Here is a 21,455-nt window from a genome sequence, read left to right as displayed (position 1 = left end):
TCGTCATGCACGGGCCTCCGCCGTCTGTGCCGCCAGTTGCCGGGCCCGGGCGCGCGCCCAGGTCTCCGCTTCGAGGACGTCCGCGACGGTGAGCGAGGTTCCCGTACGGGGAGTGCCGTGCTCCTCGACCACCCGCGTGACGGTCTCCATGATCCCGAGAAACGGCAGCGCGCCGCGGCGGAACGCCTCGACACACTCCTCATTGGCGGCATTGAACACCGCCGGGGCCGTGCCCGCGAGCTGTCCCACGTGCCTGGCCAGGTTCACCGAGGGGAAGGCCTCGTTGTCGAGCGGGAAGAACTCCCAGGTCGAGGCCTTGCTCCAGTCGAAGGAAGGCGCGGCGTCGGGGACGCGTTCGGGCCAGCCGAGGCCGACGGCGATCGGCCCGCCCATGTCGGGGGGCGTCGCGTGGGCCAGTGTCGATCCGTCCGTGTACTCAACCATCGAGTGGACATACGACTGCGGGTGCACGACCACCTCAATGCGGTCGAAGGGAATGTCGTAGAGCAGGTGGGCCTCGATCACCTCCAGGCCCTTGTTGACGAGGGTGGCGGAGTTGATCGTGATCACCGGGCCCATGGCCCAGGTGGGGTGGGCGAGGGCGTCCTCGACGGTGACGCCCGCCAACTGCTCCTTCGTACGTCCCCGGAACGGGCCGCCGGACGCGGTGACGACGAGCTTGCGGACGTCGGCGCGGATGCCGGCGGCCAGCGCCTGGAAGAGCGCGGCGTGCTCGGAGTCGACCGGGATGATCTGGCCGGGCTTGGCCAGCGCCTTGACCAGCGGGCCGCCGACGATGAGCGACTCCTTGTTGGCGAGCGCGAGGGTGCGGCCCGCCTCCAGGGCGGCGAGCGTCGGGGCGAGGCCGATGGAGCCGGTGATGCCGTTGAGCACGGTGTGGCAGTCGGAGGCGGCGAGCCGGGTGGCCGCGTCCGGTCCGGCGAGGATCTCGGGGAGCGGCTCCCCCGTGCCGTACCGGTCGCTCAGCGCTTCCCGCAGCGCCGGTACGACGTCCTCGCGGGCGACGGCGACGGTCCGCGCCCTCAGCCGGTGCGCCTGGTCGGCGAGGAGGGCGACCCGGCTGCCGTTGGCGGACAGGGCGGTGACCCGGAAGCGGTCCGGGTTGCGCAGCACGAGGTCGATGGCCTGGGTCCCGATCGACCCGGTGGACCCGAGGATCACCACGTCCTTCGGGCCGTCGCCCGCCACCGGGTCGTAGACGAGGTGGGGGTCGGCGAGTGGGGCTGGACTGTCGCTCATCCCACCATTGTGGCCGCAACGGCCCTCCGGGAGGACAGCGCGTCCCTCGCTCGGGTGTCGGGGCGGGTCACCCGCGCGTGGAGCGGCGCGCCTACGGGGCGATCCGGGTCCGTCCGGGCCGCCCCGGGGCTCAGCCGATGCGACGGCGCACGTTCTCCCGCTGCGCCGGTCCCGGTGTCGCGTCCGCGATCCAGGGGCCGTCGCCGGACGGGTCGACGACGCCCTGTTCCAGCCACTCGTACGCGCCGCCCAGCACGCCCTTGACGACCTTGCGGTCGACGTCGTCGGTGTTGGTCCACAGCCGGCCGAAGAGTTCCTCGACGCGGATGCGGGCCTGGCGGCAGAAGGCGTCGGCGAGCTGATAGGCCTCGCGGCCGTGGTCGTCCCTGGCGCGCAGGTGCTCGGCGCGCACGCACGCGGCGCTCATCGCGAACAGCTCCGCGCCGATGTCGACGATCCGGCCCAGGAAGCCCTGCTTGGTCTCCATCCGGCCCTGCCAGCGGGACATGGCGTAGAAGGTGGAGCGGGCGAGTTTGCGGGCGGTGCGTTCGACGTAGCGCAGGTGCCCGGACAGGTGGGGGTGGCCGGACGGGTGGAAGTCGGCGTAGGAGCGCGGGAGTTGCCCCGGTCCGGCGACGAGTTTCGGCAGCCACTTGGCGTAGAAGACGCCGGCCTGCGCGCCCGCCTTCGCCTTGTCGGACAGGGTCTTGTCGGGGTCGATCAGGTCGCCGGCGACCGAGAGGTGGGCGTCGACGGCCTCGCGCGCGATCAGCAGGTGCATGATCTCGGTGGAGCCCTCGAAGATGCGGTTGATGCGCAGGTCGCGCAGGATCTGCTCGGCCGGGACCGCGCGCTCGCCCCGGGCCTCGAGGGAGGCCGCGGTCTCGAAGCCGCGGCCGCCGCGGATCTGGACCAGTTCGTCGGCCATCAGGCAGGCCATCTCGGAGCCGTAGAGCTTGGCGAGGGCGGCCTCGATGCGGATGTCGTTGCGGTCCTCGTCGGCCATCTGGGAGGACAGGTCCAGGACCGCCTCCAGGGCGAAGGTCGTCGCCGCGATGAAGGAGATCTTGGAGCCGACGGCCTCGTGCAGCGCGACCGGCTTGCCCCACTGCTCGCGCACCGCGGACCACTCGCGGGCGATCTTCAGGCACCACTTGCCGGCGCCGACGCACATGGCGGGCAGCGAGAGGCGGCCGGTGTTGAGGGTGGTCAGGGCGATCTTGAGGCCGGCGCCCTCGGGGCCGATGCGGTTGGCGGCCGGGACGCGCACCCGGTGGAAACGGGTGACGCCGTTCTCCAGGCCGCGCAGGCCCATGAAGGCGTTGCGGTTCTCGACCGTGATGCCCTCGGAGTCGGCCTCCACGACGAAGGCGGTGATGCCGCCCTTGCGCTCCTCGGACTTCGGGACGCGGGCCATGACGACCAGGAGGTCGGCGACGACGCCGTTGGTCGTCCACAGCTTCACCCCGTCGAGGACGTAGTCCTCCCCGTCCGGCACCGCGGTGGTGGCCAGGCGCGCCGGGTCGGAGCCGACGTCCGGTTCGGTCAGCAGGAACGCCGAGATGTCGGTGCGGGCGCAGCGCGGCAGGAACGTGTCCTTCTGCTCCTGGGTGCCGAACATCTTCAGCGGCTGCGGTACGCCGATCGACTGGTGGGCGGAGAGCAGCGCGCCGATCGCGGGGTTCGCGGATCCGACCAGGGCGAGGGCCTTGTTGTAGTAGACCTGGGTCAGGCCGAGGCCGCCGTACTTCGTGTCGATCTTCATGCCGAAGGCGCCCAGCTCCTTCAGCCCCGTGATCACCTCGTCGGGGATGCGCGCGTCGCGCTCGATCACGGCCCCGTCGATCTTCGTCTCGCAGAAGTCGCGCAGTTTGGCGAGGAACTCCTCGCCGCGCTGGACGTCCTCGGCGGCGGGGAGCGGGTGGGGGTGGATGAGGTCGAGGCGGAACCGGCCGAGGAACAGTTCCTTGGCGAAGCTGGGTTTACGCCAGTCCTGTTCCCGGGCCGCCTCCGCGACCTGTCGGGCCTCACGTTCGGTGACGGTGGGACGGGAGGAGGGGGTGGTTGGTGCGGACATGAGGCTCACCTCGCCACGATTCATCCTGCACGAACAAGCGGATGTACGTTACTAGTCGGTGCTACCCGATCGTATGTACCCGATCCCGGGCGACCCAGCCACCCTTCGTGCGGCCGTTCGGCCGATACCGCGGTGGGGAGACGGGAAGGGGGACAGGCGGAAGCCAAGGCAATCGAAGCGCTTCGACGGCCTATGGACACCCACCCCCGCTGGGGTTACTGTCGGACCACCCTCACCCGCCGTTGTCCGCCCCGCGCGCTGTCGAAGCGCTTCACAAGCTTGGAGAGCTGGATGGTCACCCTCGCCGAGGTCGCCCAGCACGCCGGAGTCTCGGCCAGCACGGTGAGCTATGTCCTCAGCGGCAAGCGGTCCATCTCCACCACCACCCGGCAGCGGGTCGAGGAGAGCATCCGGAAGCTCGGCTACCACCCGAACGCCGGCGCCCGCGCCCTGGCCAGCAGCAGGTCGAACATCATCGCGCTGATGATCCCGCTGCGCACCGACATGTACGTGCCGGTGATGATGGAGATCGCCGTCGCGGTCGCCACCAGTGCGCGCACCCACGGGTACGACATCCTGCTGCTCACCGGCGAGGAGGGCCCCGACGCGGTGCGCCGCGTCACCGGCAGTGGGCTGGCGGACGCGATGATCCTCATGGACGTCGAACTCGACGACGAGCGGCTCCCGCTGCTGCGCGGCACCGACCAGCCGTCCGTCCTGATCGGCCTGCCCGCCGACACCACCGGCCTCACCTGCGTCGACTTGGACTTCCGGGCGACCGGGGCACTGTGCGTGGAGCATCTGGCGAAGCTGGGGCACCGCGACATCGCCGTCATCGGCGAGGCTCCCGCGGTCTACGAACGGCACACCGGCTTCGCCGAGCGCACCCTCGACGGGCTGCGCACCCGCGCGCGGGAGTTGGAGCTGCGGCTGCTGCACCGGCCCTGCGAGGGCGGGTACGACGCGATGGCCGCGACGCTCGCCCGCCTCTTCGACGAGCGTCCGGACACCACGGGGTTCGTCGTCCAGAACGAGTCGGCGGTCGAGCCGCTGCTCGCCCTGCTGCGCCAGCAGGGCCGGGCCGTGCCCGAGGACGTGTCGGTGGTCGCGGTCTGTCCCGAGCAGGTCGCCACCCAGGCCTCGGTGCGGCTCACCTCGGTCGCCGTGCCGGCGCACGAGATGGGCCGGCACGCCGTGGAGCAGCTGGTCGCCAAGCTCGGCGGCCGCGGGAGCGACGAGGTCGTGCTGCTCGCGCCGGAGCTGACCGTCCGGGCCAGTTCGGGACCGGCGCCCGTCCGGTCGTAGAGGCCCGAGGCCGGTCCCGGGTGAGTGGGGCCGGCCCGTGGGCCGTGCGGCGCGGTGGGTCAGCCGCCGCTGACCGTCAGGTTGTTGGTTTGGAAGTCCAGACCGCCGGCGGACGAGGTGATCTCGTAGCCGAACTGCACGTCGCCGATGGTCTCGTTGCCCATCCAGCCCTTGGTGTCCTTGATCCACTTCAGGATCGGGAGGATGTTCACGGTGCCGGAGTTCGAGTCCGAGGTGCGCAGGAACGAGAAGACCTCGTTGGCGCCGTTGTTCCCCTTGTAGACGTTCCAGGTGTGGCCGCCGAGGGTGGCCGTTCCCTGCGAGGTGCCGAGCGGGCCGACGGCTCCGTTGTAGTTGACCCAGAGCATGATCTCGTAGTCGTAGTCCGTGTCCCAGATGTCGTACGACGTGTTGTAGGCGCCGGACGAGGGGACCGTGACGTTGTAGCTGCTGCTGAGCGAGCCGAGGGACGTGATCGGCTTGTTGATCACCTTCTTGGCGTTCGGGTAGGACTTGATGCCGCCGGTGTTCGGGTGGTCGGCCCAGACGCCCCAGTTGGTGCCGGAGTTGGCCCAGACGCACTGGCTGCCGGCACCGGAGCCCCAGATGTTGTTGTAGAGGGTGTAGCCGTTCAGGCTCGTGTTGCCCCACTGGTCGCAGGAGTTCCACACGGCGGCCTGCGCGGGCGCGGAGGCGAGACCGACGGTGGCGCCGAGCGCGAGGGCGGGCGCGAGGAGAGCGGTCAAGGTGCGGGTGCGTGTACGGGTGCTTGGTGCCATGGCGTTTCCTTCCATGGGTGGGGGGAGGTGCGCGGGTGCTACCGCGTCGTGACGCTGATGACGCGGTCCTGACCGGCGACGAGGTCGAGCGGCTCGGCGCCGGAGGAGGTCCGGAGTTCCACGCGGTGGGTGCGGCGTGGGCGCAGGAGGGCCGTCGCGCGGCCGTCGGGCGTCCAGGTGAGGTCGAGTTCGGCGCCGAACCGGGTGCGTACGCCCCTGAGTTCGCCCTGTGGGCAGGACGCGGGGAGGGCGGGCAGCAGGACGAGGCGGCCGGGGGTGGACTGCACCAGCATCTCGATCAGGACGGCCGGGAGGGCGTGTGCGGCGTCGGCGTTGTAGACGTCGCGGTGGGGGTAGTGCGCGCTCATCAGGGACGCGTGGAAGAAGTCGCCGCCGAGCACCTGGGCGAGGGCGTCGGCGACCCGGCCGCCGTCCCGGAGCCGGGCCGCGATCAGGGCGTGGTGGAGGTGGCCGTGGGCGGAGTCGTTCTCGGCGCCGCGCCGTGCGAGGGCGCGGTGGGCGGCCCGGGCGAGGTCGGGGGTGTCGTACGGGGTGATCTCGTCGAGCGGCCAGACGCCGTAGAGGTGGCTGAGGTGGCGGTGGTCGTAGGTGTCCTCGAGGCCGGGCCACGCCCACTCCGCGAGGGCGCCGTCGGCGTTGATCCGGTGCGGGCGGACGCGGTCGGCGAGGGCGCGCCAGCGGTCGGCGTGCTCGGGGTGGTGGTCGGCGGCGGTCAGCAGGGCGTGCCGGGCGGCGGAGAGGTCCATGGCCGCGTCGAGCGTGCCCCAGCCGGCGTTGGCGGGACGGTTCTCGGGCGAGTACGAGGGGACGACCACCAGATGTCCGTCCGGGTCGGTGCGGGTGAGGAAGTCCTCGTAGAACAGGGCGACTTCGGCCAGTGCGGCGGTGGTGCGGGGGTCGCGGGCGCCGCGGGTCTCGTCGTGGTCGACTAGGGGCTTGAGCAGCCAGTCGGCGCCGGCCGTCCACAGGTGCAGCGGGTACTCCCGGCTGAAGTGGTACGTGTGCCCGGACTCGCCGTCGGTGTGCGAGGGCGCGACGACGCCCCGGGCGCCGAAGATCGCGCGGGCGTTGTCCCGCCAGTGCGGGAACTGCCGGTGGACCAGGGCGGCGTGGGCCTCGGTGACCTCGGGGAGGGCGGCCGCCGCCGCGGAGGCGGTCTGGAGGTTCAGGTTGGCGTTGGTGGTGAAGGCACCTGACCAGGCGGTGTTCCAGTCGCCGGTCCACAGGCCGGTCAGGCGGGGCGGGAACAGGCCGCTCGCCGAGAGCAGGTGGTAGCGCCCGGCGGCGAAGAGCCGTTCCAGGAGGGCCGCGCTGGTGGGGCGGTCGAGCAGTTCCGAGCCCGGCAGCAGGCGTTCGGCGGGGTCGGCGGCGAGGTCGAGGGTGACGCGGTCGTAGGCGGTGCGGTGGCGCGCGAGATGCCGGTCGAGGAGGGCGTCGTATGTCGGCCCGTCCGGCAGGTCGCGCAGGTCGTGCAGGCCTCGGAGGTCTCGCAGGGCGCGGCTCTCGGCGACCACGTCCAGGTCGCCGGTGTGCCGGCGCACGCGGGTGAGGAGCAGCACCTCCGTGGCGCCCTCGACGAGTACGCCGGGCGGCACGAGTCTCGTGGTGCCGCCGGTGACGGCGATCAGGGTGACGCCGGTGTAGGCCAGGTCGCTGCCGGGGTAGCGGGCCCGCAGGCTGAGCAGGGCGCCCTCGGGGGTGAGGACGGTGCCGTGGCCGACGCCCAGTCCGGCGGGGGCGCCGGGCAGGCGGGCGTCGAGGGACAGGTCGAGGGTGAGGTCCGGGGCGGTGACGTGCTGGACGATCACGTCGTCGGCGCGGGAGACGAAGACCCGGCTGGTCCAGGTGGAGCAGGTGGCCGTCGTCTCGCCGGTGGTGAAGTCGACGGAGCGGCGGTAGGGGGCGTGGGTGTTGCCGGACGGCCGGTTCAGGCGGAGCTGGAAGGCCGGGTGGAACGGGCGTACCCATTGCAGGGGGCGGCCGTCGGTGAAGGCCTCGGCCGCGGTGGTGTCGCCGGCCAGCAGACGGTCCTGGAGGGCGGGGAGTTCCGCGGCGAGCGCGGGCGGCCGGCGGTGCCCGTCGTCGCCGTCCGGACGGACCAGGGTGTGGTGGGTGACGATCACCCGGTCGGCGTTCGGATCGCCGAACACCAGAGCGCCGTGGTGACCGTTGCCGGTCAGGAAGGCGTCCTCCCAGCGGGTGGCGGGCTCGGGTTCCCAGGTGCCGTGCACGGGTCCGCCGGTCATGCGCCCGCCGGTCATGGGCGCACGGGCCACGGACGCTCCGGGCACGGGCACACCGGCCACGGACGCACTGGACACGGGCACACCGGGCACGGACGCACCGATCACAGGCACACCGGGCACAGACGCACCAGCCACGGACGCACCAGCCACGGACGCACCGATCACAGGCACACCGGGCACAGGCACACCAGCCACAGACGCGCCGGGCATGGGCACACCGGCCACGGACGCACCGGTCACACGCCTATCGGCCACGGGCGTATCGCTCATGAGTCCCGCTCCGTGAGGACCGCCACGCCGTAACGGGCGAGGGTGACGCGGTCGGTGACGCTCGTGTCGGTCAGTAGGTCGCGGTGGGTGCCCGGGACGTCGACGGTGACGGGGTCGCGGCCGTGGTGCAGGAGGAACAGCAGGTCGCCGCGGCGTACGGCCTCGACGTCGTCCGGGAGTCCGTCGAGCACCGGACGGGCGCCCGCCCCGGCGGCGACGCGGGCGAGCAGGTCGCGCAGCGCCTCCGGCTCGGGGAGGGTCGAGAGGTACCAGGCGCGGCCCTTGCGCAGGACGGCGGGAAGTCCGTCCAGCTCGCCGCCCTTGTAGGGGATCGTCTCGGCGGCGGTGCCGTCGGGCTCGATCTCCTCCGACCACAGGGTGCCCCGGAAGCCGTCGCAGTCGGCGCGCTCGTCCGTCTCCAGCGGCCACCACTCGTGCAGGGTGCGGATGCCGAACAGGTCGCGCAGCCGGGCGTCCATGCCGCCGGGTCTGACGCGGTCGTCCATGTCGGCGACGCCGGTGAGGAAGCCGCAGACGAGGGTGCCGCCGCCGTGGACGTAGGCGAGGAGCCTGTCGATCGCGGCGTCCGTGAGCGCGTAGAGCTGGGGGACGACGACGGCCTTGTACGAGGTGAGGTCGTGGTCCGGGTGGGCGAAGTCGGTGGTGAGGTGGGCCCGCCACAGCGCGCGGTGCCAGGCGCGCAGGACGTCGGCGTGGTCGAAGCGGTGGGAGGGGCGGGCGTCCTGGTCGCCGGCCCACCAGGAGTGCCAGTCGTGCAGGACGGCGATGTCGGCGGTGATCGTGCTCTCCGCCACGTGCGGGCCCAGCTTCGCGAGGTCGGCGCCGAGTTGTCTGACCTCCTGGTAGGTGCGGCCCTCCTCCCCCGCGTGGGAGACCATCCCAGAGTGGAACTTCTCGGCGCCCTGCCGCGACTGGCGCCACTGGAAGTAGCAGACGGCGTCGGCGCCGCGCGCCACGGCCTGGAGGGACCACAGGCGGTTCAGGCCGCGTGGCTTGGGGTGGTTCACGCCGCGCCAGTTGACGGGCCCGGCCGCCTGTTCCATGAGCATCCATGGGCCGCGTGCCTGGGAACGGGTCATGTCCTGGACCAGGGCGCCTTCCTGGGCGCCGAACGGGTCGCGGGGGTCGGGGTAGAGGTCGACCGAGACGACGTCCTCCTCCTCGGCCCAGCGCCAGGCGTCCTGGCCGGACCACAGGGGCATGAAGTTGGTGGTGACCGGGAGGTGCGGGGTGTGGCGGCGGACGATGTCGCGCTCGGCGGTGTAGCACTCCAGGAGCATGTCGGAGGTGAAGCGGCGGAAGTCCAGGGCCTGGGTGGGGTTCTTCAGGTAGTGGGCGTGGCGGGGTGGCGCGACCTCCGCCCAGTCGCCGTAGCCCTGGCTCCAGAAGGCGGTGCCCCAGGCGGTGTTGAGGGCGTCGAGGGTGCCGTACCGGTCCCGGAGCCAGCGGCGGAAGCGGGTGGCGGCCTCGTCGCCGTAGTCGTAGGTGCAGTACTCGTTGTTGATGTGCCACATGGTCAGGGCGGGGTGGCTCGCGTAGCGGGCGGCGAGGGCCTCGGTGACGGCGGCGGCGTGGCGGCGGTAGGTGGCGCTGGAGTGCGAGAAGTGCTGCCGGCCGCCCCACCACTCGGTGCGGCCGTCCGCGTCGCGGGGCAGGGTGTCGGGGTGCAGGTGCCCCAGCCAGGGCGGGGGCGAGGCGGTGGGGGTGGCGAGGACGACGCCGATGCCGCCCTCGTGCAGCAGGTCCATGAGGCGGTCGAGCCACAAGAAGTCGTGTACGCCGGGGCGTGGTTCGAGCGTCGCCCAGGAGAAGACGCCGAGGGTGACGGAGTTGACGCCGGCCGCCCGCATCAGGCGGACGTCCTCGGGCCAGGTCTCCTCGGGCCACTGCTCGGGGTTGTAGTCGCCGCCGTAGAGGATGCGCCGGCGGGTGGCGTCCGTGAGGTTCGGCTGTCCACGGTGTCGCATCAGCCCTTCACCGCCCCGGTGAGCATGCCCTTCTTGAAGTGGCGCTGGACGAAGGGCGACAGCACGGCCACCGGCAGCAGCGCCATGACCATCACCGCCATCTGCACGGCCAGTCCGGACAGTTCACCGGTCTTGATCGCCTGGCCGAGGCCGACGGGAGCCTCCTGCTTCTGCACGAGCTGGATCATGACGTTCTGCAGGGGCAGCATGTCCTGGTCGTTGAGGTACAGGGAGGCGTTGAACCAGGCGCTCCAGTAGCCGACGGCGTAGAACAGCGTGATGACCGCGACGACCGCGCGGGACAGCGGCAGCACGATCTGCCACAGGATGCGCAGGTCGCCCGCGCCGTCGATGCGGGCGCTGTCGATCAGCTCCGGCGAGATGCCCATGAAGAAGCCGCGCAGCACCAGGATGTTGAAGACGCTGATCGCGCTGGGCAGGATCAGCGCGAGGTAGCTGTCGGTCAGGCCCAGGGACTGCACCAGCAGGTACGTGGGGATGAGGCCCGCGCTGAAGAACATCGTGGCCAGCAGCACCATGAGGATCCAGCGGTGGCCGAGCGAGCCGGTGCGGGACAGTCCGTAGGCGCACAGCACGGACACCGCCATCGAGAACAGGGTGCCGACGAGGGTGACGCCGATGCTGACCAGTGCGGCGCGGGTGACCTGGCCGCCGCTGAGCAACTCCTGGTAGGCGACGAAGGTGATGTCCTTGGGGATCATCACCAGGCCGCCGGCCTCGTCGATGGACTTGCGCGAGGCGAGGCTGGTGACGACGACGATCCACAGCGGGAACAGGATCCCCAGGCAGGCCAGGAGCAGTACCAGTCCCTTGCCGGCGAGGCCGGCCCGGCTGGGCCGCTCCTCCCACACCGGCCGGGGCGGGGCCGCCCACCGGCCGGGCCCGCGTGCGGCCTTGTCGGTCACGGCGCTCGCTTCTTGGACGGCGGTCACTTCTTGTACACCCCCTGCTCGCCCATGAGGTGGGCCACCTTGTTCGCTACCAGGACCAGGCCGAGACTGATGACGCCCTTGACCAGCCCCGCGGCGGCCGCGTAGCCGAAGTCCTGGTTGCGTACGCCGTTCCACCACACGAAGGTGTCGAGGACCTCCGCGGCTCCAGGTCCGACGGCGTCGCGTTGCAACAGGATCTGTTCGAAGCCGACGGTGAGGGCGTCGCCGACGCGCAGCACCAGCAGCAGGGCGATCACCGGGCGCAGCGCGGGCAGCGTGACGTGCCACATGCGGCGCCAGCGGTTCGCGCCGTCCATCGCGGCGGCCTCGTACAGGTCGGGGCTGACCGAGGCGAGCGCGGCGAGGAAGACGATGATCCCCCAGCCCGCGTCCTTCCACACGCTCTGCGCGGTGACCAGGAACTTGAAGGTGTCCGGGTCGGTCATGAGGCTGAGCCCGTCGTACCCGTGGTCGCGCAGCAGCTGGGACAGCAGCCCGGCCCCGCCGAACAGCTGCTGGAAGACGGCGATCACCAGCACCCACGAGAAGAAGTGCGGCAGATAGAGGATGGCCTGCGAGATCGCCCGTACCCGGGGCCGGACCACACTGTTGATGAGCAGCGCGAGCCCGACGGGGATCGGGAAGTACAGCACCAGCTGGAGCAGGAACAGCACGAGAGTGTTGCGCACCGAGTTCCAGAAGGCGGAGTCCTCGAAGATCCGCTGGAAGTTCTCCAGGCCCACCCAGGGACTGTGCAGGATGGAGACGATCCCGTTGTCGCTGATGTAGGGGTCGTACTCCTGGAAGGCGACGACGTTGCCGAGGATCGGTACGTAGTTGAAGAGCAGCACCAGCAGGACGGCCGGCAGCGTCATCAGCAGCAGGACGCGGTCCCGCCGAAACCGCAGCCGCAGGCTCAGCTTCCCGGCTCGCGGCCTCTTTTCGCGGGGGCCGGTGGCGTCGCCGGACGCCACCGGGGTCTTCTTCGTCGCATCGGCCTCGGCCCTGGTCCGAGGCACCGTGCTGTGGGACACGGCCGTTCTCCTTGCCTCGGTACCGTCTCAGCCCGCCGCCGTGCCGTTCTCGTCGAGCAGCTTCTTGTACCAGTCGCGGAGCTTGTCGCCGCCCTTGCTCTTCCAGTCCGAGACGGCCTGCTGCATGTCGCCGACCTTCTTGCGGCCGCGGACGATGTCGTCCTCAAGCTGCTCGAAGTCGTTGGAGAGGTTGGTGTAGCGGGCGGGCTCGACGATCTGCATGCCGTAGAACGTGGGCTTCCTGGTGACGGCGCCCGTCCGCTGCTGCCACTCGACCTGTCCCTTGGCGACCTCGGGGAAGTCCGGGTGGGCGATGGTCGCCGCGGGGCTCGCCACCATCACGTAGGCGTTCATCACGTCGATGTTGCCCTGGTCGGTCTTGGTGGGCACGCCGTCCTTGACGGTGTAGTGGGTGCCCTCGACGCCGTAGTTGGTGGCCATGTACTCCTTGGTCCCGTACGGCGCCGCGGTGACGTTGGCGACGGCCAGCACGTCGCGGATCACGGACTTGGACGCCTTCTTGTTGACGAAGGCGAAGATGCTGGCCGGGTTCTGCGCCCACAGCGTGGGTTCACCGCCGTCGTGCCCGAAGAAGTCCATGCCCCAGATCTTGAACCCGGGATTCTGGACGGCCTGTTCCGCGGTGCGGCTCCACCACTGGGAGATGTCCTGGTTGTAGACGAGGAACTCGCCGGCGGCGAACTTGGGTCCGGGGTCGGCGGCGTTGGACTTGCCGAGCTTGGCGTCGGGGTGCACGACCCCGGCGGCGAACAGCTTGCGCGTCCATTCCAGCGCCTCGAGGTACTCGTCGGTCTCGGCGCGGTAGACCAGCTTGCCGTCGACCTGGTTCCAGCCGAGCGACTTCTCGTTGCCGGAGAGCACACCGAAGGCGTTGAATGCGGTCCACTTCATGTCCAGGCAGGCCCAGCGCTTGGCCCTGGCGTTGGTGGCGTCCTTGGCCAGCGCCATGAACTCGTCGCAGGACCGGGGGACTTCGTAGCCCTCCTTCTCGAAGACGTCCTGCCGGTACAGCGGCACGATGCCGGACACGTACGAGGACGGCATCGGCAGGCCGAGCAGCTTGCCGCCGAAGATGGAGCGCTGCCAGGCGTCGGTGGGGATCGCGGCGAGGTTCGGGTACTCCTTGACCGCGTCGCCGGACAGGTACGGGCCGAGGTCGGCGAACTTGCCGATGATGGCGCTGGGTATCTTGCCGGTCATGTTCCAGCCGGGCACGACCACCACGTCGGGCACCTCGCTGGAGGCGAGGACCGCGCCGAGTTTCTGGTCGTAGGTGTTGCCGTCCTGGTTCTGCCAGACCACGTCGACGCCGATGAGGTCGTTCATCGCCTTGTAGTAGGCGTTGTCCTCCTTGGGCGGTGATCCCCAGAACGGCGACATGATGGTGACCTCGCCGCCCTTGCCGAGCTTCTTGGGCACCGAGGTCTTCAGGTCGGCGAGGTCGAGCTTGCCGGTGAAGCCGACCGCGGAGCCGTTCTTGCTCGGGATGTCGGGGGTGACGACGTTGCCGGCGACGTAGGCCGGCAGCAGCTTCTTGGCGTCCTTGCCGGACGTGGTGCCGTCTCGCGAACCGCCGTCGGATCCGCCGCAGGCGGAGAGCAGCGGCATCCCTCCCGCCACCGCTGCGGTGGCGACCGCCGTGGAGGCGAGGAACTTTCTCCGGCTGGGGCCGGAGGCGGCGTTCGGCGTCATTGCGTCAACCCTTCGTGGCGCACCAGGACACCCGGCGGTGGCCGTCGGCTGCGGTGTCTCGAGTGGAACTGGCTGAGCCGAAGCGGTCCTCGGAGGAATGCCCGGTTCGCGTCGCACCTCAGGTGCGTTTCCGGGTGAGAGCCTCGTAGTCGAAGCGCTTCGATGTTGCTGCGAGGTTAAGTGAACGCCTGGGGGTGCACAAGGGCCGATTCCATAATTCCTCCGAGGTATCGGGTGGACGGGTCCGGCCGAACCGTCTCATGTGGCACCCGGGTTGCGACGAGAAGTCGGAGGTGGTGCGCCCAAGTGGCTTGACACCCACCCCTGAGGCGATTGAGCATCGAAGCGCTTCGAAAGCGCCTGGCCGCTCCATCGCAAGGGGAACCCCACGTGACCGCACCGACGCCGCCCACGCCGCCTTTCCGTGATCCGCATCTGCCGTTCGCGAAGCGCGTCGACGATCTGATGTCGCGGCTCACGCTCGACGAGAAGACCGGCTTCCTGCACCAGTTCGCGCCCGCCGTCGAACGCCTCGGCATCGCCGCCTTCCGCACCGGCCAGGAGGCGCTGCACGGTGTGGCCTGGATGGGTCCGGCGACCGTGTTCCCGCAGGCCGTGGGTCTCGGCGCCACCTGGAACGAGGACCTCGTGCGCCGGGTCGGCGAGGCGGTGTCCAGGGAGGCCCGGGCGATGCGCGCCCGCGACGACCGCGTCGGCCTCAACGTCTGGTCCCCGACCGTGAACCTGCTGCGCCACCCCCTGTGGGGGCGCAACGAGGAGGGTTACTCCGAGGACCCGGCCCTCACCTCGGCCATCGCCACCGCCTACACCCGTGGCCTGCGCGGCGAACATCCGACGTACTGGCGCACGGCGCCCGTCCTCAAGCACTGGCTCGCGCACAACAACGAGACCGGCCGGGACACCTGCTCGTCCTCCGTCCGGCCGCGCGTCCTGAACGAGTACGACCTGCGCGCCTTCCGCGCGACCGTCGAGGCGGGCGCGGTGGCCGGGGTGATGCCGGCCTACAACCTGGTCAACGGCCGTCCCAACCACGTCTCCCCGTATCTGCGGGAGCGGCTGCGCACATGGACGGAGGAGGACCTGCTCGTCTGCTCGGACGCCGGCGCGCCCTCCAACCTGGTCGACTCCGAGCACTACTTCGACACCCACGAGGAGGCGACCGCCGCCGCGCTGCGGGCCGGCGTGGACAGCTTCACCGACCACGGCACGGACTCGTCGAGGATCGTCGCGCGGGTCCGGGGCGCACTGGAGCAGGGCCTGCTGACGGAGGCCGACGTCGACGCGGCCGTGCGCAGGCAGCTGTCGGTCCGCTTCCGGCTCGGCGAGTTCGACCCGGAGCACGACCCGTACGCCGTCACGGGGGACACCGGAGACAGCACGGACACCGCCACGGACACGGCCGGGGCCACCGCCGCGGACTTCGACACGCCGGAACACCGGGCGCTCGCGCGGGAGGCGGCCGAGCAGGCGGTCGTCCTGCTCAAGAACGACGGCGTCCTGCCGCTGGCCCCCGATGCCCGCGTCGCCGTCGTCGGACTGCTCGCCGACGAGTGCAAGCTCGACTGGTACAGCGGCACGCTCATCCACCGCTCCACCCCGCTGGAGGGCCTGTACGAGCGGTTCGGCGCCGACCGCGTGAGTTTCGCGGAGGGCGTGGACCGGGTCCGGCTGCGGACCGCCGACGGGACGTTCCTGCACGTGCTCCCGGCGGAGGACTCCCCCGACGCGGCACGCGGCACCGAGGGCGCCCTCGACCCGGCCCTGCTCGCCGGCCGCACCGACCTGCCGCCCCTCACCACCGACGCCACCGGCACCGAACTGGCGCTCATCGACTGGGGCGAGGGCGCCTTGACCCTGCGCGCCCCCGACGGGCGCTACCTCTCGGTCGCCGAGGACGGCTTCGTCCGCGCCTCCGCCGACCAGCCCGGCGGCTGGATCGTGCAGGAGACGTTCCGCCTTGAACCCCACGGGAACGGGCACCTCCTGCGGCACACGGGGACGGGTCGTCACGTCCAGGTCGCCGCCGACGGCGTGAAGGTTGCCGCCGAGGACCACAGCGGCACTCCGGACGTCTTCGCGCTGGTCGTCACCGAGCGCGGCGAGGACGCGGTGACGCGGGCGGCGGCCGAGGCGGACGTGGTCGTGGTGGTCGCGGGCAACGACCCGCACATCAACGGCCGGGAGACCGAGGACCGTACGACGCTGCGGCTGCCCGCCCACCAGGAGCGCCTGCTGCGCGCGGCCCGCACCGCCAACCCGCGGACGGTGCTGGCGCTGGTGTCCGCCTACCCGTACGCGGTCGACCCGGCGGCACTCCCGGCGGTGCTGTGGACCGCGCACGGCGGCCAGGCGGCCGGCACCGCGCTGGCCCGCGTCCTCGCCGGCGACGTCTCCCCCGCCGGACGGCTCCCGCAGACCTGGTACGCCGACGACGCCGACCTGCCCGGTCTGCTCGACTACGACGTGATCGGCGGCCGGCAGACCTACCTGTACTTCGAGGGGACGCCGCTGTTCCCGTTCGGGCACGGCCTCTCCTACGCGTCCTTCGGGTACGCGGACCTCACGGCACGGGTGGCCGAGGGGGCGGTGTCCGTGTCCTTCACGGTCACCAACACCGGCGACGTCGCCGCCGACGAGGTGGCCCAGCTCTACGCCCGCGCCGAGGACCCCTCGGTCCCGCGTCCGCGCCGTGAACTGCTGGCCCACCGCCGGCTCACCCTCGCCCCGGGCGCCGCGGCCCGGGTCTCCTTCGAGGTTCCGCTGCCCGCCTTCGCGTTCTGGGACGTCGCGCACGACCGGTGGCGGCTGGAGCCGGGCCCGTACGCCCTGCTGGTGGGCGCCTCCAGCGAGGACGTGCGGCTGTCGGCGACCGTGACGCTCGACGGCGAGCCCGCCGCCCCGCGCCCGGTCGGCGAACGCGGCCTGGAGGCGGCCGGCTTCGACGAGCAGAGCGGCACGGAGATCGTCGACCGGACCAGGGTCGCGGGCGACGCGGTGACGCCTGCCACCGGCCGGACGGGTGAACTGCTCTACCGGAACTGCGACTTCGGTCCCGGCGTCACCGGGGTGACGGTGGCCGTCGCGGGCGGCGGCACGGTCGACGTCGCCCTCGACGGGGGCCCCTGGAGGACGGCGCTGTCGCCGGACGCGCCCACACCGGGACCGTACGACTACGTGGAACTGCACGCCGCCTTCGCGGCCGAGGGCGTCCACGACCTCCGCATCAGGCTGCGCGGCTCACTGCGGCTCGCGCACGTCGGCTTCTCCGGTTGAGGGTCCGGAGCAGACCGGCGCGAGGAGGGGGCCCGGCGCCGGTGGTCACCGGTGCCGGGCCCCCGACCCGGCACCCGCCCGGACCAGGCCCAGTTCGTAGGCGACGATCACGGCCTGGGCCCGGTCGCGCAGCTCCAGCTTGGCGAACAGCCGGTTGATGTGGGTCTTCACGGTGTGGTCGGTGATGGTGAGCCGCCCCGCGATCTCCGCGTTGGACAGGCCTCGCGCGATCAGGGTCAGCACCTCGGTCTCCCGGGCCGTGAGATCGGCGGCCGGACGGACGGGCAGCCGTGAGGCGCGGGTGTGGACGAAGTCCGCGATCAGCCGCTTGGTGATCTCGGGCGAGAGCAGGGCGTTGCCGCTCGCCACCACCCGGACCGCGTGCAGCAGTTCGGGGAAGGTGGCGTCCTTGAGCAGGAAGCCACCCGCCCCGGCCGCGAGCGCGTCGTACACGTACTCGTCGAGGCCGAAGGTCGTCAGCATGAGGACCTTCGTGGTGCCGCCGGACGCGGCCAGGATCTCGCGGGCCGCCTCGATGCCGTTCTTGTGGGGCATCCGGATGTCGAGGAGCGCGAGGTCGGGCCGGGTCTCGCCGGCCACCCGCACCGCCTGCGCCCCGTCCTCCGCCTCGCCGACCACCTCGATGTCCTCCTGGGTGCCCAGGAGGTTCACGAAGCCGGTGCGGACGACCGCCTGGTCGTCGGCGACCAGTGCCCTGATCACACCCGTCTCCCTCACTCGTGGTCCTGCGGGGCTCATCCGCTCCCCCACGGAAGCTCCGCCTCCACCAGGAACCCGCCGTCCGGACCCGCACCCGCGCTGAGCCGGCCCCCGACCAGGGCCGCCCGCTCCCGCATCCCGGTCAGGCCGTGCCCCGTGCCGGGCCCGGAGCCCGCACCGGAGCCCGCGCCGGAGTCCGCACCGGAGTCCGCACCGGGGCCGTCGTCGCGGATGCGGAGGGTGAGGAGCCGGTCGACGCCGTAGTCGACCTCCACCACGGTACGGGCGCCGGGGGCGTGCTTGCGGGCGTTGGTCAGTGCCTCCTGGGTGATCCGGTAGGCGGACAGCTCCCAGGCGGCGGGCAGGGTCACCCGCTCCCCGCTGATCCGCAGCTCGGCGGCGCCACCCACCGCCCGGTGCTGGTCGACCAGTTCGGCGAGGTGGTCGAGGGTCGGCTGCGGGGCGGTGAGGGCGGTGTCGCCCTGGGGGGTGCGCAGGACGCCGAGGAGGCGGCGCAGTTCGGCCATCGAGGAGCGGGCGGTGCCGGCGATCTGCTGGAAGCCGTCGCGGGCCTCGGCGGTGAGCCCGGGCGTGGTGTAGGTGGCGCTCTCGGCCTGGACGGCGATCATGGATACGGAGTGCGAGACGATGTCGTGCAGTTCGCGGGCGATCGCGGCCCGCTCCGCCTCGGCGGCCTGCTGCCGCTCCATGGCGATCAAGCGTGCCTGGGCCAGGCTCCGTTCGTCGCGGGTCTCCTCCCGGGAGCGCACCGCGTCGCCCATCATCACCGCCCCGAAGATCACCACGGTCAGCAGGAACGACTCGGCGAACAGACTGAGCGAGCCCTTCTCCCACAGGGCGGGCACCGGCAGGTCCATCCGCGACCAGGTGTTGATGTGCACCAGGTTGACGCACAGCGCGCCGAGCGCGCCGCCCGCGACGGTCAGGGCGGGGTGCAGCACCCGGTTCCGGCCCAGGGAGTAGCAGCCGGTCAGTCCACTCGCCATGACCGAGACGTACAGGTTGACGTCCCCTGCGAAGCCGATCAGTCCCGCCGCGACCGTGAGCATCGCGACGGGCGGGAAGGACCGCCGCCACACCAGCGAGGCTGCGGACACGAGCACCCCGATGGTGGTCGTCACGCCCCCCGGGACGGCGATCAGCTCCACGACCGCGCCCACGGTCACGGCGCCGCCGGTGATCCAGGGGTAGGCGGGTGCGGCGACGCGGTCGCGCAGCCGCTGCTGAAGCGACGTACTCATGCCCCCATGATCCCGGCCGGGGCGAGGGCGCGCGTCACCGCTCGGGTGGAGTCCGCGGGCGGCTGTCGTACCACGGGTTGACTCCCAGGTGCGGAGCCTCGGTTGATGTCTTGCGACCTGCGGGTTCCTAGCGTCGGCGGACATGAGGAAGACCCTTGGGCAGCAGGCCCGGACGTACGCCGCCGCCGGGTACGTCGAGCGGTATGCGTGGGCCGGGTGCGCGGTGGCCGCGACGGGCTTCGCGCTGGTCTCGGACGTGGGAACGCACCGGGTGTGGGGGTGGACGGCGGGAGCGGGGTACGCGCTCGCGGCGGTCCTGGCGTCGGGTTCCGGGCGACGCCGCGCGGCCGGCGCGGTCGCCGTGCTGGGGGCCGTCGTGCTGCCGCTGGCCGGCCTGGTGGCGGCGGGGCTCGGTCAGTCGGAGGTCGGCGTCGCGGAACGGTCGGGGCAGTTGCTGCTCGCGACCGGCAGCCCGTACCTCACGGCTCCCACGGCCGTCACCGACTTCAATCCCTACCTGCCGGGGATGGCGCTCTTCGGCGTACTGCCCGGGGATCCGCGCTGGTGGCTGGGCGGCGCGTTCGTCGCGTCCCTCGCCGCCGCCGGACTGCGCCGTGTCCGGCTGCTCGCCTGCCCACTGGTCGCGCTGCCCCTCGCGGTGGGCGGCGTCGACCTGCCGGTGGCCGGTCTGATGTGCCTCGGCGTCTCACTCGCCGGGCGGGGCCGGCCGGGCCGGGCCGGCCTGGCGCTCGGGGCCGCGGCCGCCCTCAAGTGGACCGCCTGGCCCGCGCTTCCCGTGGCGCTGGCCCTGATCGCCGTACGGCAGGGCGGCCGGTCCGCGCTGCGGTGCGCGTCGGTGGGCGTGGCCACGGGGGCGGTGGCGGTGCTGCCCTTCGCCGTCGCCGATCCCACCGGCTTCCACCACAACGTCGTCGCCTTTCCGCTCGGTCTCACCGCCACCGCCTCGCCCGCCGCGAGCCCGCTGCCCGGTCATCTGCTCGCGGCGTACGTCCCCGGCGGCACGGTGATCGCCCTCGCGCTCCTCGTGGTGGGCGCGCTGCTGGTCGCCCTCTCGCTCGCGGTACGTCCTCCGGAGACGGTGCGGGCGGCGGCCGTCCGGCTCGCGTTCGGGCTGGGCCTGGCGACGGCCCTGATGCCGGCGACGCGCTTCGGCTATCTGGTCTGTCCGCTGGTGCTGACCGCACTGGCGCGACGGGCCGCGTACCGCGGCGTCGAGGTCACCGGCCGCTGCGTCGAGAGGACCCCGGCATGACGAGCCGCGCCCGCGCCCGCACACTGATCGTCACCAACGACTTCCCGCCCCGGCAGGGTGGCATCGAGACCTTCGTACGGGAACTGGCCGACCGCTTCCCGCCCGACGAGGTGGTCGTCCTCACCTCGACACCGACCGGACCGACCGGGCCGACCGGACCGACCGGCCCCATGTCCGTGGCAGAGCCCGGTGAGGCCTTCCCGTACCCGGTGATCCGCCACCGGGCCCGCACCCTCCTGCCCACGCCCCGCGCGACCGCGCACGCCGTGGAGGTGGCCCGCCGATACGGCTGCGACCGGGTGTGGTTCGGCGCGGCGGCCCCCCTCGCGCTGATGGCGGGACAGCTGCGGCGCACGGCGGGAATCCGCACCGCCGTCGCCACCACCCACGGCCACGAGGTGTGGTGGGCCCGCACCCCGGGCACGCGCGGCCTGCTGCGCCGCATCGGCATGCGGGTGGACACGCTGACCTGGCTGGGCGCGAGCACCCGGGGCCCGATCGAGGCAGCCCTCGCGCCGGGAACCCGGACCGCGCGCCTGGTCCCCGGCGTGGACACCACGGCCTTCCACCCCGCGGTGGACGGCATGCCGGTCAGGAGCAGGTACGGTCTGGGCCGCCGCCCCGTGATCCTGTGCGCGGCCCGGCTGGTCCCGCGCAAGGGTCAGGACACGCTGATCAGGGCGCTGCCCTGGGTGCGCAGGGTGGTCCCCGACGCCGTACTGCTCCTGGTCGGCGACGGGCCCTACGCGCCACAACTGCGGCAACTGGCCCTGCGCGAAGGGGTCATGGACTCGGTCGTCCTCGCCGGCGGCCACCCCCACGGTGAGCTTCCGGCGTTCTACGCCGCCGCCGACGCCTTCGCGATGCCCTGCCGTACCCGCAGGGGCGGTCTGGAGGTGGAGGGCCTGGGGATCGTGTACCTGGAGGCCGCCGCGTCCGGACTGCCGGTCGTCGCGGGCGACTCGGGCGGCGCCCCGGACGCGGTGCGCGACGGCGTGACGGGTCATGTCGTCGACGGCAACTCGGTCGCGGCGACGGCGGACCGGCTGATCAGACTCCTGCGCGACCCGCGGCAGGCCCGCGCCATGGGCGAGAGGGGCCGCCATTGGGTGGGTACCGCATGGTCCTGGGACCACTCCTTCGCGACGTTGCGGGACCTGCTGTCGGGGCGGACGGCCGGCTGCCGCACAGTAGGACCGTCGGACCCGCCCGCCCGCCGGCCGACGGCCCCCGGCCCGACGCCGCCCGTCACCTGACAAG

The 21,455-nt window shown here is 72.2% G+C and carries 14 protein-coding genes; 4 read left to right on the top strand and 10 right to left on the bottom strand.

The annotated features are described in order from the left end of the window. Positions 1-3 precede the first annotated feature (3 nt). On the bottom strand, positions 4-1,260 hold the full coding sequence (gene dxr / locus ACGH7X_RS28305) for a 1-deoxy-D-xylulose-5-phosphate reductoisomerase (RefSeq protein ID WP_399889793.1): 1,257 nt from the start codon (positions 1,258-1,260) through the stop codon (positions 4-6). A gap of 130 nt (positions 1,261-1,390) precedes the next feature. Further along, on the bottom strand, positions 1,391-3,337 hold the full coding sequence (locus ACGH7X_RS28300) for an acyl-CoA dehydrogenase family protein (RefSeq protein ID WP_399889790.1): 1,947 nt from the start codon (positions 3,335-3,337) through the stop codon (positions 1,391-1,393). A 291-nt stretch (positions 3,338-3,628) separates the two neighbouring features. Between ACGH7X_RS28300 and ACGH7X_RS28295 the strand changes: the two genes are divergently transcribed. Further along, positions 3,629-4,642, top strand: coding sequence for a LacI family DNA-binding transcriptional regulator (locus ACGH7X_RS28295; RefSeq protein WP_399889787.1), 1,014 nt, complete (start codon positions 3,629-3,631; stop codon positions 4,640-4,642). A 59-nt stretch (positions 4,643-4,701) separates the two neighbouring features. On the opposite strand, the gene ACGH7X_RS28290 is transcribed toward ACGH7X_RS28295, so the two are convergent. The 6 genes from ACGH7X_RS28290 to ACGH7X_RS28265 form a co-directional block, all read right to left on the bottom strand. After that, entirely contained in the window at positions 4,702-5,421 is a 720-nt protein-coding gene (locus tag ACGH7X_RS28290) for a hypothetical protein (protein ID WP_399889784.1), read from the bottom strand. Positions 5,422-5,459: 38 nt separating this feature from the next. Further along, a complete protein-coding gene (locus ACGH7X_RS28285) occupies positions 5,460-7,688 on the bottom strand; it encodes a glycosyl hydrolase family 95 catalytic domain-containing protein (protein ID WP_399897398.1) in 2,229 nt (742 codons plus the stop codon). A gap of 266 nt (positions 7,689-7,954) precedes the next feature. Further along, complete coding sequence (locus ACGH7X_RS28280) at positions 7,955-9,946, bottom strand: beta-galactosidase (RefSeq protein WP_399889781.1); 1,992 nt, start codon at positions 9,944-9,946, stop codon at positions 7,955-7,957. Then, the gene (locus ACGH7X_RS28275; protein WP_399889778.1) at positions 9,946-10,872 is read right to left on the bottom strand and encodes a carbohydrate ABC transporter permease; all 927 of its coding nucleotides are present in this window, start codon (positions 10,870-10,872) and stop codon (positions 9,946-9,948) included. Before ACGH7X_RS28275 ends, ACGH7X_RS28280 begins: the two co-directional genes overlap by 1 nt. Positions 10,873-10,895: 23 nt before the next feature. Further along, the gene (locus ACGH7X_RS28270) at positions 10,896-11,933 is read right to left on the bottom strand and encodes an ABC transporter permease (RefSeq protein WP_399889775.1); all 1,038 of its coding nucleotides are present in this window, start codon (positions 11,931-11,933) and stop codon (positions 10,896-10,898) included. A 27-nt stretch (positions 11,934-11,960) separates the two neighbouring features. Beyond that, the gene (locus ACGH7X_RS28265; RefSeq protein WP_399889772.1) at positions 11,961-13,646 is read right to left on the bottom strand and encodes an extracellular solute-binding protein; all 1,686 of its coding nucleotides are present in this window, start codon (positions 13,644-13,646) and stop codon (positions 11,961-11,963) included. 390 nt (positions 13,647-14,036) lie between these two features. On the opposite strand from ACGH7X_RS28265, the gene ACGH7X_RS28260 reads away from it, so the two are divergent. Further along, a complete protein-coding gene (locus tag ACGH7X_RS28260) occupies positions 14,037-16,940 on the top strand; it encodes a glycoside hydrolase family 3 C-terminal domain-containing protein (RefSeq protein WP_399889770.1) in 2,904 nt (967 codons plus the stop codon). A 45-nt stretch (positions 16,941-16,985) separates the two neighbouring features. Here the strand turns inward: ACGH7X_RS28260 and ACGH7X_RS28255 are convergent, their stop codons facing one another. Both ACGH7X_RS28255 and ACGH7X_RS28250 read right to left on the bottom strand, forming a co-directional pair. Then, positions 16,986-17,699: a response regulator gene (locus ACGH7X_RS28255; protein WP_399889767.1), complete on the bottom strand. Its 714-nt coding sequence runs from the start codon at positions 17,697-17,699 to the stop codon at positions 16,986-16,988. Beyond that, on the bottom strand, positions 17,696-18,922 hold the full coding sequence (locus ACGH7X_RS28250; protein ID WP_399889765.1) for a sensor histidine kinase: 1,227 nt from the start codon (positions 18,920-18,922) through the stop codon (positions 17,696-17,698). Before ACGH7X_RS28250 ends, ACGH7X_RS28255 begins: the two co-directional genes overlap by 4 nt. A gap of 142 nt (positions 18,923-19,064) precedes the next feature. Here ACGH7X_RS28250 and ACGH7X_RS28245 point away from each other — a divergent pair, with 142 nt between their 5' ends. Both ACGH7X_RS28245 and ACGH7X_RS28240 read left to right on the top strand, forming a co-directional pair. After that, on the top strand, positions 19,065-20,195 hold the full coding sequence (locus ACGH7X_RS28245) for a glycosyltransferase 87 family protein (RefSeq protein WP_399889762.1): 1,131 nt from the start codon (positions 19,065-19,067) through the stop codon (positions 20,193-20,195). Continuing rightward, the gene (locus tag ACGH7X_RS28240; RefSeq protein ID WP_399889759.1) at positions 20,192-21,451 is read left to right on the top strand and encodes a glycosyltransferase family 4 protein; all 1,260 of its coding nucleotides are present in this window, start codon (positions 20,192-20,194) and stop codon (positions 21,449-21,451) included. Before ACGH7X_RS28245 ends, ACGH7X_RS28240 begins: the two co-directional genes overlap by 4 nt. Positions 21,452-21,455 lie beyond the last annotated feature (4 nt).

It is taken from the genome of Streptomyces sp. BBFR51, assembly GCF_044591655.1.
In the GTDB taxonomy this organism is placed as follows: Bacteria; Actinomycetota; Actinomycetes; order Streptomycetales; family Streptomycetaceae; genus Streptomyces.
Note: the sequence above shows the minus strand (reverse complement) of the source record. Positions and strands in the feature narration are given on the sequence as shown.